This window comes from Prescottella sp. GW823-FHT02E09, from assembly GCF_058797375.1.
In genome coordinates this window covers 587,864-601,211 of the sequence record NZ_JBXAJP010000004.1, presented here as the reverse complement: position 1 = coordinate 601,211, position 13,348 = coordinate 587,864, and the positions used below count along the sequence as shown (strand labels likewise).

At 67.5% G+C, this 13,348-nt stretch carries 10 protein-coding genes; 7 read left to right on the top strand and 3 right to left on the bottom strand.

Annotated elements, in window-relative coordinates; genetic code table 11:
• Positions 1-1,848, top strand: a 1,848-nt coding sequence (gene dnaE, locus AC1RIF_RS13515; protein WP_492601861.1) for a DNA polymerase III subunit alpha, incomplete at its 5' end; no start/stop codon positions are given.
• Positions 1,849-1,899: 51 nt separating this feature from the next.
• On the opposite strand, the gene AC1RIF_RS13510 is transcribed toward dnaE, so the two are convergent.
• Positions 1,900-2,511 (bottom strand): AAA family ATPase, encoded by a 612-nt coding sequence (locus tag AC1RIF_RS13510; protein ID WP_492601860.1) that lies wholly within the window; start codon positions 2,509-2,511, stop codon positions 1,900-1,902.
• 934 nt (positions 2,512-3,445) lie between these two features.
• Here AC1RIF_RS13510 and AC1RIF_RS13505 point away from each other — a divergent pair.
• Positions 3,446-3,661 carry a hypothetical protein gene (locus tag AC1RIF_RS13505; RefSeq protein ID WP_492601859.1) on the top strand — a complete coding sequence of 72 codons (216 nt, stop codon included), beginning with the start codon at positions 3,446-3,448 and terminating at the stop codon, positions 3,659-3,661.
• A gap of 10 nt (positions 3,662-3,671) precedes the next feature.
• On the opposite strand, the gene AC1RIF_RS13500 is transcribed toward AC1RIF_RS13505, so the two are convergent.
• Positions 3,672-4,415 (bottom strand): ANTAR domain-containing protein, encoded by a 744-nt coding sequence (locus AC1RIF_RS13500; RefSeq protein WP_492601858.1) that lies wholly within the window; start codon positions 4,413-4,415, stop codon positions 3,672-3,674.
• A 120-nt stretch (positions 4,416-4,535) separates the two neighbouring features.
• Positions 4,536-5,819: a hemolysin family protein gene (locus tag AC1RIF_RS13495; RefSeq protein ID WP_492601857.1), complete on the bottom strand. Its 1,284-nt coding sequence runs from the start codon at positions 5,817-5,819 to the stop codon at positions 4,536-4,538.
• Between the two features lie 142 nt (positions 5,820-5,961).
• Here AC1RIF_RS13495 and AC1RIF_RS13490 point away from each other — a divergent pair, with 142 nt between their 5' ends.
• The 5 genes from AC1RIF_RS13490 (at position 5,962) to AC1RIF_RS13470 (ending at position 13,340) form a co-directional block, all read left to right on the top strand.
• Positions 5,962-6,471, top strand: coding sequence for a hypothetical protein (locus AC1RIF_RS13490; RefSeq protein WP_492601856.1), 510 nt, complete (start codon positions 5,962-5,964; stop codon positions 6,469-6,471).
• A gap of 97 nt (positions 6,472-6,568) precedes the next feature.
• Entirely contained in the window at positions 6,569-8,797 is a 2,229-nt protein-coding gene (locus AC1RIF_RS13485; RefSeq protein ID WP_492601855.1) for an MMPL family transporter, read from the top strand.
• A gap of 180 nt (positions 8,798-8,977) precedes the next feature.
• The gene (locus tag AC1RIF_RS13480; RefSeq protein WP_492601854.1) at positions 8,978-10,498 is read left to right on the top strand and encodes a catalase; all 1,521 of its coding nucleotides are present in this window, start codon (positions 8,978-8,980) and stop codon (positions 10,496-10,498) included.
• 68 nt (positions 10,499-10,566) lie between these two features.
• Positions 10,567-11,940 carry a hypothetical protein gene (locus tag AC1RIF_RS13475; protein WP_492601853.1) on the top strand — a complete coding sequence of 458 codons (1,374 nt, stop codon included), beginning with the start codon at positions 10,567-10,569 and terminating at the stop codon, positions 11,938-11,940.
• The gene (locus AC1RIF_RS13470; protein ID WP_492601852.1) at positions 11,937-13,340 is read left to right on the top strand and encodes an outer membrane protein assembly factor BamB family protein; all 1,404 of its coding nucleotides are present in this window, start codon (positions 11,937-11,939) and stop codon (positions 13,338-13,340) included. The genes AC1RIF_RS13475 and AC1RIF_RS13470 overlap by 4 nt, the downstream gene beginning before the upstream one ends.
• Positions 13,341-13,348 lie beyond the last annotated feature (8 nt).

Here is a 13,348-nt window from a genome sequence, read left to right as displayed (position 1 = left end):
CGCAACCTCACCGTCATCGGTGACGCGATCGAGAACATCAAGGCCAACCGCGGCATCGACATCGACCTCGACACGCTCGCGCTGGATGACGAACCTACCTATGCGATGCTCGCCCGCGGTGACAATCTTGGTGTCTTCCAGCTCGATTCGGCGGGCATGCGTGAACTTCTGCTCCGCATGGCGCCGACCGAGTTCAACGACCTCATCGCATCGAACGCCCTCTATCGACCCGGTCCGATGGGAGTCGGTGCGCACTGGGCATACGCGGACCGCAAGAACGGTCGTGAGACCGTGACACCCATCCATCCGGAACTCGACGAACCGCTCCGCGACATCTTGGGTGAGACGTACGCACTGATCGTCTACCAGGAGCAGATCATGCAGATCGCACAGAAGGTGGCCGGTTACACCCTCGGACAGGCGGATCTCCTTCGCCGCGCGATGGGTAAGAAGAAACCAGAAGTACTCGCCGCCGAATTCGAGAACTTCCGCAACGGGATGCGCAGCAACGGGTACAGCGGCGAAGCAGTCACCGCCCTGTGGGAGGCCGTGCTGCCGTTCGCCGGCTACGCCTACAACAAGTCGCACGCCGCCGGCTACAGCCTGGTCATGTACTGGACCGCCTACCTCAAGGCCAACTACCCGGCCGAGTACATGGCCGGTCTGCTCACCTCCGTCGGCGACGACAAGGACAAGATTGCCATCTACCTGGCGGACTGCCGTAAAAGAGACATCACCGTGCTGCCGCCCGACGTCAACGCCTCGCGCGTCGACTTCGCTTCGGTCGGCGACGACATCCGCTTCGGCCTCGGTGCCGTCCGCAACGTCGGCACCAACGTCGTGGCGTCGATCATCGCCGCGCGGGAGGAGAAGGGGAAGTTCACCGACTTCTCCGACTACCTCGGGAAGATCGACGCGCTGGCCTGCTCCAAGAAGGTCACCGAATCGCTCATCAAGGCAGGCGGATTCGACTCACTCGGCCATCCCCGCAAGGGCTTGATGCTGGTTCACGCCGACGCGATCGACGCGGTGATGGGCACCAAGAAGGCCGAGGCGATGGGCCAGTTCGACCTCTTCGGCGGTGACGACGCGGACGAGTCGGTGACGTCGGTCTTCAACGTGAAGATTCCCGACGAGGAGTGGGACACCAAGCACCGGCTGGCGCTCGAGCGGGAGATGCTGGGCCTCTACGTCTCCGGGCACCCCCTCGACGAAATCGCCGCAGCACTCGCATCACTCACCGACACCTCGATCGCAGCCGTGCATGCCGGCATGGCCCGCCACGGTCAAAAGATCGTGATCGGCGGACTCGTCGCATCGGTCGACCGCCGCGTGAACAAGAAGGGCGAGCCGTGGGCCATCGTCGAGCTCGCCGACCTCAACTCTGCCACTGAGGTTCTCGTCTTCTCCTCGACCTACGCCAGCTTCCATCACGCTCTCACCGAGGACTCCGTCTTGCTCGTTACCGCGAACGTCAACATCCGCGAGGGCAGGACGTCGGTAGTCGCAGTCGACGTCTCCACGCCCAACCTGGAAATTGGTGGACCATCCTCGGCCCCGATGACCCTCACCATCCCGGTGCACGCGTGCACACGACCCAATATCGAAGCCCTTCGTGACGTCCTGCATCGTCATCCTGGGGACACCGACGTTCACATCCTGCTGACTGGCAGAACGACGACACGGTGGGCAACCGACCCAAAGTTCCGGGTCCACAAGACTCCAGCCCTGTTCGGAGATCTCGAGGCCCTGTTCGGAGCCAGGTGTCTGACAACGGTTGCCGCTGCGGCCTTCCGAGACCTCGATGCTGTTCACGCATTGCCAACTCGTGCCGATCACTCCGTGTAGCCCACCCCCATACGCCTAGCTGAACACAACGCAGTCGACCGAATACGGTACTCAGATCCTGATGTTGCGGATGCCGACTGCGGCTCGCCGAAGCTGATAGTGGGCAGGGGTCAGACGCCCCTGCGTGAGGTGTAGGTCCGTGCGCGCCGCAATATGTTCGACAACGTCGTCGACGGTGCGATGGTCCGTCTCGACATGTTCGGTGAATCGTTCTGTCGCGAGCGCGGTTGTACAACGGCTGATCTGTTGCATCGCCCAGGTTTCGTCTCTGCCGGCAACGCGGCCCAGCCAGTAACCGGTGCGGGTGCGCAGTCGACGTCGGAGGGTGTCCGGTGACGCGACAAGGGAAAAGTGCCTGACATCGACGCCTTCGGTGGACAAGCCGGCCATGATCTCGTCGAAATAGTCGGGGTCGACCAGAGTCATCGGAACGATGACCGGTCCGTCGTGGGCTGCCACGGCCTGGGCGAGCGTTGCGACTACCGCTGACCGCCACTGGGGGCGATCCTGAAAGTCGTGGCGCGCCGCGGCAGGGAGCATCTTGTGTACTGCGAACCCGATGAGTTCGGGATCGGCAATGTGCGAGTGAGGGGCGCGCCGATTCAACTCGAACGCCGTCTGAGTCTTTCCCGCACCGAATGCGCCGTTGATCCATACGAGCATTGCTCCGAGCTTAGGGCCCGGGAGTGTCCCTATCCAGTTCGCGAGAATGTCTACCCTTTCGGGCATATGGGACCCTTGGGTATGAATTTGCAGTTTTGGGAGGTAACAGCGATCTTCCGGCATCTGCGGAACTACCTCGTGAATGCCCGTCGATTCTTCACGGGGTGGAGTGTCACCGAAATCCCTCCCGCCGAACGTCCTCGGCCCGAAGGGGGCGGCCGCCTGGAGTCGCCCGGAGAGCGAACCGAAGGGTACTCCGCGCAATCACCGCGGAGCGATCGGTGAGACCGTAGTTCAGCGGTCGGGACGAGGGGTCACCCCTCACGGACACCGCCGACACCTCGAGCATCGGCATCTCGTGCCCGGTCATCTCGCCGACCAGACACACATGCCGCGCCGCCAGGACGCCGGCGAGACCGCACCACACGATCGACAGCCCCGCGCACGCCGAGCCCCGTGGCCAGTACAGCAGACCCTCGAAGCGGCTTCCAGCGGCCGGAAACGGAACCGCGGGGTACTTCGAACGTCGGATAACGATTCGGTGGCGGCTCATTGCAGGCGATGCCGTTCGGCCGTTACCGTTGAGCAGCAAGGTTGGGCAGACAGCCGGCGCGGGGAAGCGTGTCGCCGTCGGACTGCCGCCTGCTTCATGCCTCCCCTCCGTTGTAGTTACTTTCGTGAGGGCACCCATGACTCATCGTTCTCCGTCCCGTCGTTCCGACCGCGAAATTCTCACCGCGGCTACCACCGTTCTGGCTTCCGCGCGCGGCTGCAGCGCCGAATCGGCATTCGACGAATTGATCGACGTCGCCAACCGCAATCACGTCGGACTCGTCGCCACCGCACACCGTCTCGTGACCGCCAGCCGAGCCAGCGGACGATCCGAGGTGCCTCTGCCTCGCGAATGGCGCCGCCTCGGACAGGAGGTCGGCGAATGACGACCATGTCCCGACCGAACGCCCGGGTTGTCGAGGCGGGCGACGAGCAAACCCAGCCCGCGCGTCAGCGTTGCTGCACGATGCGCATTGCGGCCCTCTCCGCCGCATCGGCCACGGCCGCCACTCTGCTCCTGGGCGGAACCCTCTTCCTCGCGGTCCTCGCCGCGACGCTCATTCTGATCAGCGTGGTGGTGGCGGGTCTGTTGATCTGAGGACCGCCGGTCAGGTCCGGTCGATCTTGTCGAGCAGCTGCTGGGCAACGTCGCGGAGCTTGGTGTTGCTCTGTTGGGAGGTCTTGACCATCAGCGCGAAGGCGGCGTCCGGATCGACGCCGTGCAACGCCATCAGCACACCGATGGCGTGATCGATCGACGCTCTCGACTTCAGCGCGGACTCCAACGCTCGGACGGACCGCCGCGCCCCGTCGTAGCGCTGCGTTTGACGCAGGGCGACCATCGCCGCCGTCGTGAAGGCCTCGAGCAGCGACTCGTCCAGCGTGCGGAAGCCGTCGTCGTCCGAGCTGTACAGGTTGAACGACCCGCTGACCCGGTCGTCGAGCGTCAAAGGGGAGGCGATGAAGCTGCCGATTCCGTGGCGGTCAGCGACGTCGCCGAGTTCGGGCCAGCGCCGCCGAATCTCCTCGCGGCCGACGTTCTGGGTGACCTGTTCGCGCGCGGAAAGCAGGCACGGGCCGTCGTCGAGATCGTATTGCGTGCTGTCGATTTCGCGTACCCGATGATCCGTGGCCGCCGCTGTCTCAGCCTTCCCGTCACGGAGGATCGTGACACCGCCCATGTCGGCGTCCGGGACGATGCGGACCGCGCTCTCGACGAGACACTGCAGGACGTGCTCCAGCTCGTCGACATCGTCGAGCATCCCCGACAGTTCCTGGAGGGAAGACGTGAGTTCGTCGACGCTTCCCTTCAGCTCCGACTGTTCGTCCGGAATCGTTCGCTCGTCACCCATCGGATCCCCCGGATTCACCGTCTCGACGCCCCGACCGTTGCGTCGATTCTATTCCGGTCGACGCGTCACAGGACCGCTTCAGCGTGGACTCTGCCGCGCCGATGCCGACGGACTCACCGGTCACCGCGACCGCTCCTGCGGACCGTCCCGTCGCGCTGTCAGGCGCAGGGTCGCGATCCGATGGCCGTCGAGCGCCTCGACGGCGAGCCGCCACCCGCCGACCTCGACACGGTCACCCACCCGCGGCAGACGCTGCAACGCACACAGCACGAAGCCGGCCACCGTCTCGTACGGTCCGACGGGAAGCGCTGTTCCCGTGTCGGTTTCGAAGTCCTCGACGAGCAGCCGGCCGTCCACGAGCCGTGATTCGCCCGTCGCACTGCCGGTGTCCGGCGGGTGGGGGTCGAATTCGTCCCCGATCTCGCCGACCACCTCCTCGACGATGTCCTCGAGCGTCACGATTCCGGCCGTGCCGCCGTACTCGTCGACCACCAGGGCGATCTGCGAGTTGTCCTGCCGCATCACCGACAGGGCTGCGAGGGCGGGCTTGGATCCGGGCAGGCGGAGCAGTGGGCGCACGAGGTCTCCGACGGTCGGAGTGTCCTCGGGGTGCGCGAGCAGCAGATCCCGCAGGTGCACGAATCCGGCGACGTCGTCGAGGGTTTCCGCGAGGACCGGGTAGCGGCTGTGCCCGCGCGCGAGGGCGTCGCCGCGGGCCCGGCGGACCGGGGTGTCGGCGCGCAGGAAGTCCACCTCGGGGCGCGGTCGCATCACCTCCACGAGCGAGCGTCGCGCGGCGTCGAACACCTCCGTCAGCACCCGGCGTTCCTCCTCGGCCACGGCGCTGTGCCCCGTCACCAGATCGCGCAGTTCCTCGTGCGTGATCTCCTCGCCCTTGCGCGACGGGTCACCGCCGAGGACCCGCACCAGCGCGTCGGTGGAGATCGACAGCAGCCAGATCACCGGACGGACCAGCACGGCGAACCGTTCCAGGGGCGGCGCGGTCACCAGCGCCACCCCGGTGGCGTTCTGGAGGGCAATCCGCTTGGGCACCAGTTCACCGAGGACAAGCGAGAGGTAGGCGATCGCGAGCGTGGTCACGATCAGCGCCACCGCATCCGCCTCCGCGGTCGACAGTCCCCAGTTCTGCAGCGCCGGAGAGAAACTGGGCGCCAGGGTGGAGGCGCCGTACGCCGCGGAGAAGAATCCCGCGACCGTCACGCCGATCTGCACCGCGGACAGGAACCGATTGGGATTCCGGGCCAGGCCGACGGCCCGCTCGCCGCGGCGTCCGCGCAGTTCGAGGGCGCGGAGTTGGCCCTCCCGCAGCGACACGAGCGCGATCTCTGTGGCCGCGAAGACCCCGCCGATCAGGATGAACACCACGACCAGAACGAGGTTCATGCCTACGCCCACACCTCGAGACTAACGCCGTCGCGCGCGGACCGTTCCCGCGTCGGCCTCGAGATCCCCCGCCACGCCATTCGAACCCCACCGCGATCTTCGTCCGGTTCGCGAAGTCGGTCCCCTGTGCGAGTATGCGGTCATGTCTGCCATCACCGACTACTTCACGGCCACGTCGGACGAGGTCGCCGCCACCGCTCTCGAGGGCCTGCTCGATCTCGACCCGGAGGTCGTCGAGGCCGCCCGGGCGCTGTACCGCACCGACCCGGAGGAGGCGTCCCGCCCGCGCGTCCAGTCGGCGTCCGGCGGCACTCCGATCCTGCAGGCCAAGGGGATCGAGCCGAGCATCGCACTCAGCCGGCTCGAGGCGGCGCTCACCGGTCGGACCTACGAGCAGGTCAAGGCGGGGCGCCGGCGCGGGGCCCTGGTCGCCGCCGACGAGGACGCCTTCGTCTTGACCGTCGCCGACGAACTGCGTGATGCGCTCGCCGGTCTGGACACCGACGCCGTGATCGCGGCCGCCCGCGTGTGGGTCTTCGACGAGGCCCTCGAACCCTCCGAGGCGTCCGCGCCGTTCCTCGCCGCGCTGGCCGACCTGGCCGCCGGGGCGGTCGCCCGCGGCGACAGCATCTACTGCCACATGGTGGTCTAGCGCGGGTCCGCCCGCCGGATCGTCTCCCCGGCCGCGCGGTCGCGTGCTGTACTGGTCTGCATTGGTATCCGGCCGCGACCGCGTACGAGGAGCACCAATGACCCGAGTGGAGTCCATGAGCGGACCGCCGGCGGGTGACGACACCCGGCCCAGGCGGGGGTGGCCGGTGTTCACCGTCGTCGCGATCGCCATCGTCGCGTTCCTGCTGGGCGGTCTGGGCGGATCGTTCCAGGGCAAGCTCGCCGAGGTGCAGAAGAACGACAACGCGTCGTATCTGCCCGGTTCGGCGGAGTCGACGGTGGTCGCGAACGAGACCGCGAAGTTCCTGAAGGTGGAGACCATTCCAGGGGCGGTGGTGTTCCACCGCGACGGCGGTCTGACGGACGCGGACAAGGCCGCGATCGACCGGGCGCGGGTGTCGATGGCGTCGGTCGAGGGTGTCGATGCGGACGGCGTCACCCCCACCCAGATCTCCATCGACGGCACCACCGCGTCGGTGTTCGTGCCGCTCATCGCGAAACAGGACGGTACGACCGTTCAGGGCAACGATCTGGCCGCGGCCGAACAGGACGTCATCGACGCCGCGCAGAACGCCGTGCCGTCGGATCTCGAGGTGCTGCCTGCCGGGCCGGGTGGTCTGCTGGTGGCGTTCATCGACGCGTTCGAGGGCCTCGACAGCACGTTGCTGGGCGTCGCGCTGCTGGTGGTGATCCTGATCCTGCTGGTGGTGTACCGCTCGCCGATCTTGTGGTTCTTCCCGCTGTTCTCGGCGCTGCTGGCGCTCGGGCTGTCGTCGATGGTGATCTATCTGCTCGCCGACCACGAGATCCTCACCCTCACGGGTCAGAGTCAGGGCATCCTGTTCGTCCTCGTGATCGGCGCGGGCACCGACTACGCGCTGCTGCTGATCTCCCGATATCGGGAGGAACTGCACTTCCACGACAACCGCTTCGACGCGATGATCAAGGCGTGGAGGGAGTCCGCGCCGGCGATCACGGCGTCCGCGATCACCGTCATCCTCGGACTGCTGTGCCTGGGCTTCTCGCAGCTGAACTCGAACAAGAGCCTGGGTCCGGTCGCCGCGATCGGCATCGCGTGCACGTACCTGGTGATGATGACGTTCCTGCCGGTGGCCCTGTCCGCGGTGGGGCGGTGGGTGTTCTGGCCGCGGAAGCCGAGGGTCGACGGCGCCACCGACCTTGCCACCCACGGGATGTGGGGCCGGATCGCGGAGTTCGTCGGTCGCCGCGACCGTCCCGCGTGGATCGGCGCGACGGTGCTCCTGGCGGCGCTGTGCGCGGTGGGCATCGGCAGCCTGCAGACCGACGGCCTCACCGCGTCGGAGAACTTCACCAACGAGCCGGATGCGGTGCGCGGCCAGGCGCTGTACGACGCGAACTTCGATCAGGGTGCCGGTGCCCCCGCGGTGGTCACGACGAACGCGTCGGCCGCCGACGCTTTGATCGCGGCCGCGAGCGGCGTGGAGGGCGTGCGGCAGGGGCCGGGATCGGTGTGCGTGCAGGTCGACGTCGAGAAGGTCAAGGCGCTGTTGCAGGGCTCCGGTGGCGCTGCCGCGCAGCAGCTGCCGCCCGGTTGCCCGCCGTCGCTGCTGAACGTCGCCCCCATCGACGGACGTACGGTCGTCAATGTGGCGCTTGCCGATTCGTACGATTCGCCCGAGGCGCTGCGGACCGTCGAGCGCCTGCGCGACACCCTGCACTCGGTGCCCGGGGCCGATGCGCTCGTCGGCGGCAGTTCGGCCGCGACCCTCGATGTGCAGACCGCGTCGGTGCACGACCGGAACCTGATCATTCCCATCGTGCTCGTGGTGATCTTCATCGTGCTCGCGGTGCTGCTGCGGGCACTGCTGACACCGCTGATCCTGATCGCGACCGTCGTGCTGAGCTTCGCCGCGACGCTGGGCGTGTGCGGATTCTTCTTCACGCACGTCTTCCATTTCGCGGGAGCAGACCAGTCGTTCCCGTTGTTCGCGTTCGTATTCCTCGTCGCGCTCGGCATCGACTACAACATCTTCCTCATGACCCGTGTCCGCGAGGAAACACAGGAGCACGGCACCCGTGCGGGGGTACTGCGCGGGCTCGCGGTCACCGGCGGGGTGATCACGTCGGCGGGCATCGTGCTGGCCGGCACGTTCGCGGTCCTCGGCGTGCTGCCGCTGGTGTTCCTCGCCGAGGTGGGCTTCGCGGTGGCGTTCGGCGTCCTGCTGGACACGATCATCGTCCGCAGCGTGCTGGTCCCGGCGCTCTCGCACGACATCGGCAAGCCGATCTGGTGGCCGTCCGCCCTGTCGCGGGCGAAGGCCTGAAGCCGGCCCCGGTTGACGGATCGGCCCGGAAGTGGTCGGGTGGTAATTGATGGAAGGCGCGCTCGGTACGCGCCCCGTACCCGGCGGGCTCTCCACCGACGATGTCCTGCAGCCCAGATACTTTCGCGGGCATCGCCTCTTCTACCCGCACGGTGACGTGACTCGTAGGGAAGGAATGAGATGTCAGATCCGAACTACACCACCGACGACTCCGGAATCCCGGTACCCAGCGACGAGCATTCGCTGACCGTCGGACCCGACGGGCCGATCCTGCTCCAGGACTACTACCTGATCGAGAAGATGGCCCAGTTCAACCGCGAGCGGGTGCCCGAACGACAGCCGCACGCCAAGGGCGGGGGTGCATTCGGCACCTTCGAAGTCACGAACGACGTGAGCGCCTACACCAAGGCCGACCTGTTCCAGCCCGGCAAGAAGACCGAGATGCTGGCCCGCTTCTCGACCGTCGCCGGCGAGCGGGGCAGCCCGGACACGTGGCGGGACCCGCGCGGGTTCGCCCTGAAGTTCTACACCGAGCAGGGCAATTTCGACATGGTCGGCAACAACACCCCGGTGTTCTTCGTCCGGGATCCGATGAAGTTCCAGGACTTCATCCGGTCGCAGAAGCGGCGGGCCGACAACAACCTGCGCGACCACGACATGCAGTGGGACTTCTGGACTCTGTCCCCCGAGTCCGCGCACCAGGTGACGTGGCTGATGGGCGACCGCGGCATCCCCCGTTCGTGGCGGCACATGAACGGGTATTCGAGCCACACCTACATGTGGGTCAACGCGAAGGGCGAACGCTTCTGGGTGAAGTATCACTTCAAGACCGACCAGGGCATCGAGTTCTTCACGCAGGACGAGGGCGACCAGATGGCCGCGATCGACACCGACTACCACCTGCGCGATCTGTGGGAGCACATCGACAGCGGCGACTACCCCACGTGGACGCTGAAGATGCAGATCATGCCGTACGAGGACGCGAAGACCTACCGGTTCAATCCGTTCGATCTCACGAAGGTGTGGCCGCACCGCGACTATCCGCTGATCGACGTCGGCACCATGAAGCTCGATCGCAACCCGGCGGATTATCACTGCGAGGTCGAGCAGGCCGCGTTCGAGCCCAGCAGTTCGGTGCCCGGCACCGGGCCGAGCCCGGACAAGATGCTGCTGGGCCGCTGGTTCTCGTACCCGGACGCGCACCGGTACCGCATCGGCTCCAATTACAAGGAGCTACCGGTCAATTCGCCGCACGCGGCACCGCTGGGCTCGTACACCAAGGACGGGCAGCTGCGGCACCACAATCCGGGCGATCCGGTGTATGTGCCGAACTCGAAGGGCGGCCCGCACGCCGACGTGTCGGTGTCCGGCGAATCGCCCGGCTGGTACACGGACGGCGAGATGGTGCACCAGGCGTACACGCTCCGCAAGGACGACGACGACTGGGGTCAGGCCGGCACCATGGTCCGCGACGTGCTCGACGACGCGGCCCGTGACCGGTTGGTCTCGAACATCGTGGGTCATCTCCTCAACGGGGTGACCGAACCGGTGCTGGTGCGGGCGTTCGACTACTGGCGCAACGTCGACAAGACCCTCGGCGACCGCGTCGAGGACGGCGTCCGCGCGAAGCAGGGCGAGAAGGATCCCAAGGCCGCGGGACAGGCGAATCCGGCGCGGTCATCGGCGCAGGCGAAGGCGTGAATGTCTGATTGATCCCGAATCCGTGATAGACAGCTTCCCGGGGAGGCTGTCTGTCACGGGGAGGGACATTGGTCGACGACAACGGTGCGGGGACGTCTCGCACGGTGGCGGCGTGGACGTTCGGGTTGTCCGTCGTGTCGGTCATGGCCGCCGGCGTGGTGGTCGCGGGATTCCTACACAGCCCCGAACCCGAACTCACGACGGCGGTGCCGACGACGACCACCACCGCCCCGGAACCCGAACAAACCGAGTTCTCGTACGTCACGCCGTCGGTCACGTATCCGACGCAGATTCCCGGCTGTGATGTCGTCGAACCACCGGGCGAGAGCGAATGGATCACGTACTCGTCCATCGACGAGTACGGCTACGACAACCCCAACTACCCGTGGTTCTCCGGCCCGAAGGCCGGCGCCATGTCGGAGGCGCTCCGGGAGGCGCTGCCGACCGGTGTCGACGTGGAGTTCGCGTCGCCGGAGCGGTCGCTGATCTTCCAGCCGATCATGAGCGACGAGCGCACGGACGGCGAGTCCGGTTTCGGTGGCGACACGAGCGCCGGCGCAACGGTGTTGCGCAACGGGACAAGCGGCTCGCTGTCTGTCTCGGTCAAGCACAGCAGCGATCCGGTGCCGGCGTGCGTCGCCGGATACCTCGACGCCCGCAGGACGCTCGCGGACGGCACCGTTGTCGATGTGCTCGACACCTGGTCCGAGACCAACGGGGAGCGCACCCTGTCGCGCAGCGCCCACGCGTACGTGCCGGACGGCACTCGCGTCTCGGCCTATTCCACCGATGCCGCGTACCGCGACGGCGAGACGAACAGCGGAACCGTGCCGCTGACCGTCGACGAGCTGATCTCGATCGTCACCGTGCCCGCCCTGCGCGTGGCGACGCCCGTCCCACCCGGCACCGGCACGCCGCCCGAGTCCTGTCACTCGCCGGTCGAGCAGGGCTCGGGCCCGACGATCGACCGCGCCACCGCCGAGCGGTTCGGCGCGGTGGTGGCGGCGCTGCCCCTCGACGGGATCACGCTCGATCGTCCTCTGGGAGCGTTGCGGCCCGCCCGGTTGGACGACGGTGCCGTGTGCCAGTCGGTGCGGGTCACGACGCCCGGGCGGGAGGCGACTCTTGACATCGCGATTGCCGGCGGGCAGGAGCCGCCGTCGACCTCAGCTGCACCCGAACCGAGCGGTATGCGTGACCGCACCACAGCACGGCAGCTTCCCGACGGAACGGTCGTCGAACACAGCGAGGACGATTACACGACGGTGGGCATGCGCGCCGACTCGGAGGCGAAGCACACGACGCAGCGCGCCGTCACGGTCACGCGACCGTCGGGCACCCTGGTTCGGGTGACCTCGGCGGCGGACTCGCCGTCCGTGCCGCTGTCGTTCGAACAGCTCGACGCCATCGCGCTCGCCCCCGGGATCGAGGTGCCGAGGTGAATCGGGAGATCCGCAACCTGCTGCTGGCCGCGACCGCAGCCGTCGTCACCGTCACCGGTGCCGTCGTGGCCGTCACTCAGGCCGGGGGCGACGACACCCGCAAGATCACCGGCACGGTCGACGCGGCACCGGGACTGGGCTGGTCGGTGGATGCGGCCGCGACCTACGGTCAGGCCTTCGCGGCGTTCCGCGACCCCCGCACGGGGAGCGAATACGACTGGGGCAATCCGGGATTCGTCGAGGGTGAGGACGTCCTGGTCGGTCTGATCGGGGTCTCGCACGGCGAGATGAATCTGCAGAGCCCCCGAATGGTCGGGATCGACGCAATCAGCGGCGAGGTCCGCTGGCAGAGCCCGGCCGACGATCTCGGGGGATGCGCGGCGGCCCCGCTCGACGACCGCGTCGTGTGCTTCACCTCGCCGCTGGCCGAGGAGCCTGCACTCGTCGGCTTCGATCTGGGCACCGGCGAGATCACCCGAACACCCACGGAGTGGACGGTTTTCGCGCTGGCCGCCGCCGAGGATCGCCTGTACGTCGCGGAGGGCAACATCGAGGACGCCGACGTCCGCCTGCACGCCGGCACCCTCGCCGAGCCGGATGCGCAGTGGTCGCACCCGTTCGCGGTCCAGGGCGGCTGGGAGGACGACCTGACCGACGCGCTGGACGTGTCACACGGCCAGGGGGTGCTCACCCTCGGCGCGGACGTCGCCGGGTTCGACCTCGACAGTGGTCGACCGACCTGGACGACGACGCTCGACGGCTGCTCCCGGGCCGCAGCGAGCGACGGCGGCGTGGTCGTCCGAGTCCGCACCGAGTGTGACGGCTACCGGGTCACCGGATCGGACGTCGTCGATCGTGACGGTCGCACGCTCGTCAGTGTCGACAGCGAAGTGGTCCAAAGCCTTTCGTTCGATCAACCCGCCGACGACGGTATCCCTCTGCTGCTCGGCGACGGCGCCTACGACCGGCGGACCGGTGACCTGCTGTGGACCAGCCCCGACCTGATCTCGACGCCACGTGAACCCGGCGAGTACAACACGAACACCACCCGGGGAACCGCCGTCGCGGTCGTCGGCGACGTCGCGGTCCTGCGCGACCACGAGGCGGGGACGACGACGGGACTCGACCTGCGCACCGGCGATCGACTGTGGCGCCGCGACGAGGAACGGTTCGACACCGTCCAGGCCCGGGACGGGCAGTTCGCGCTGGCGGTCGACCACCGGGGAATCCGGGCGTTCGACGTGCGGACGGGCGAGTCGTCCTGGGACGCACCGTTCCTGGCGATCAATGATGACCGGGAAGCCCTGTCCGACAACGGCCGACTCGCCACGGTCCGCGGCGGCCACTACGTCTACATGTCGGCCCGGACCGCGATGGGACTGCGCCCACTTCCGCGATAGCCGGTCGG

Bases quoted from the DNA above. Each gene is read 5' to 3' on its own strand.
- AC1RIF_RS13495 (WP_492601857.1), bottom strand. From the start codon at position 5,819: ATGAACCTCGTTCTGGTCGTGGTGTTCATCCTGATCGGCGGGGTCTTC.
- AC1RIF_RS13505 (WP_492601859.1), top strand. From the start codon at position 3,446: ATGACGACCATGTCCCGACCGAACGCCCGGGTTGTCGAGGCGGGCGAC.
- AC1RIF_RS13510 (WP_492601860.1), bottom strand. From the start codon at position 2,511: ATGCTCGTATGGATCAACGGCGCATTCGGTGCGGGAAAGACTCAGACG.
- AC1RIF_RS13480 (WP_492601854.1), top strand. From the start codon at position 8,978: ATGTCAGATCCGAACTACACCACCGACGACTCCGGAATCCCGGTACCC.
- AC1RIF_RS13485 (WP_492601855.1), top strand. From the start codon at position 6,569: ATGACCCGAGTGGAGTCCATGAGCGGACCGCCGGCGGGTGACGACACC.
- AC1RIF_RS13500 (WP_492601858.1), bottom strand. From the start codon at position 4,415: ATGGGTGACGAGCGAACGATTCCGGACGAACAGTCGGAGCTGAAGGGA.
- AC1RIF_RS13490 (WP_492601856.1), top strand. From the start codon at position 5,962: ATGTCTGCCATCACCGACTACTTCACGGCCACGTCGGACGAGGTCGCC.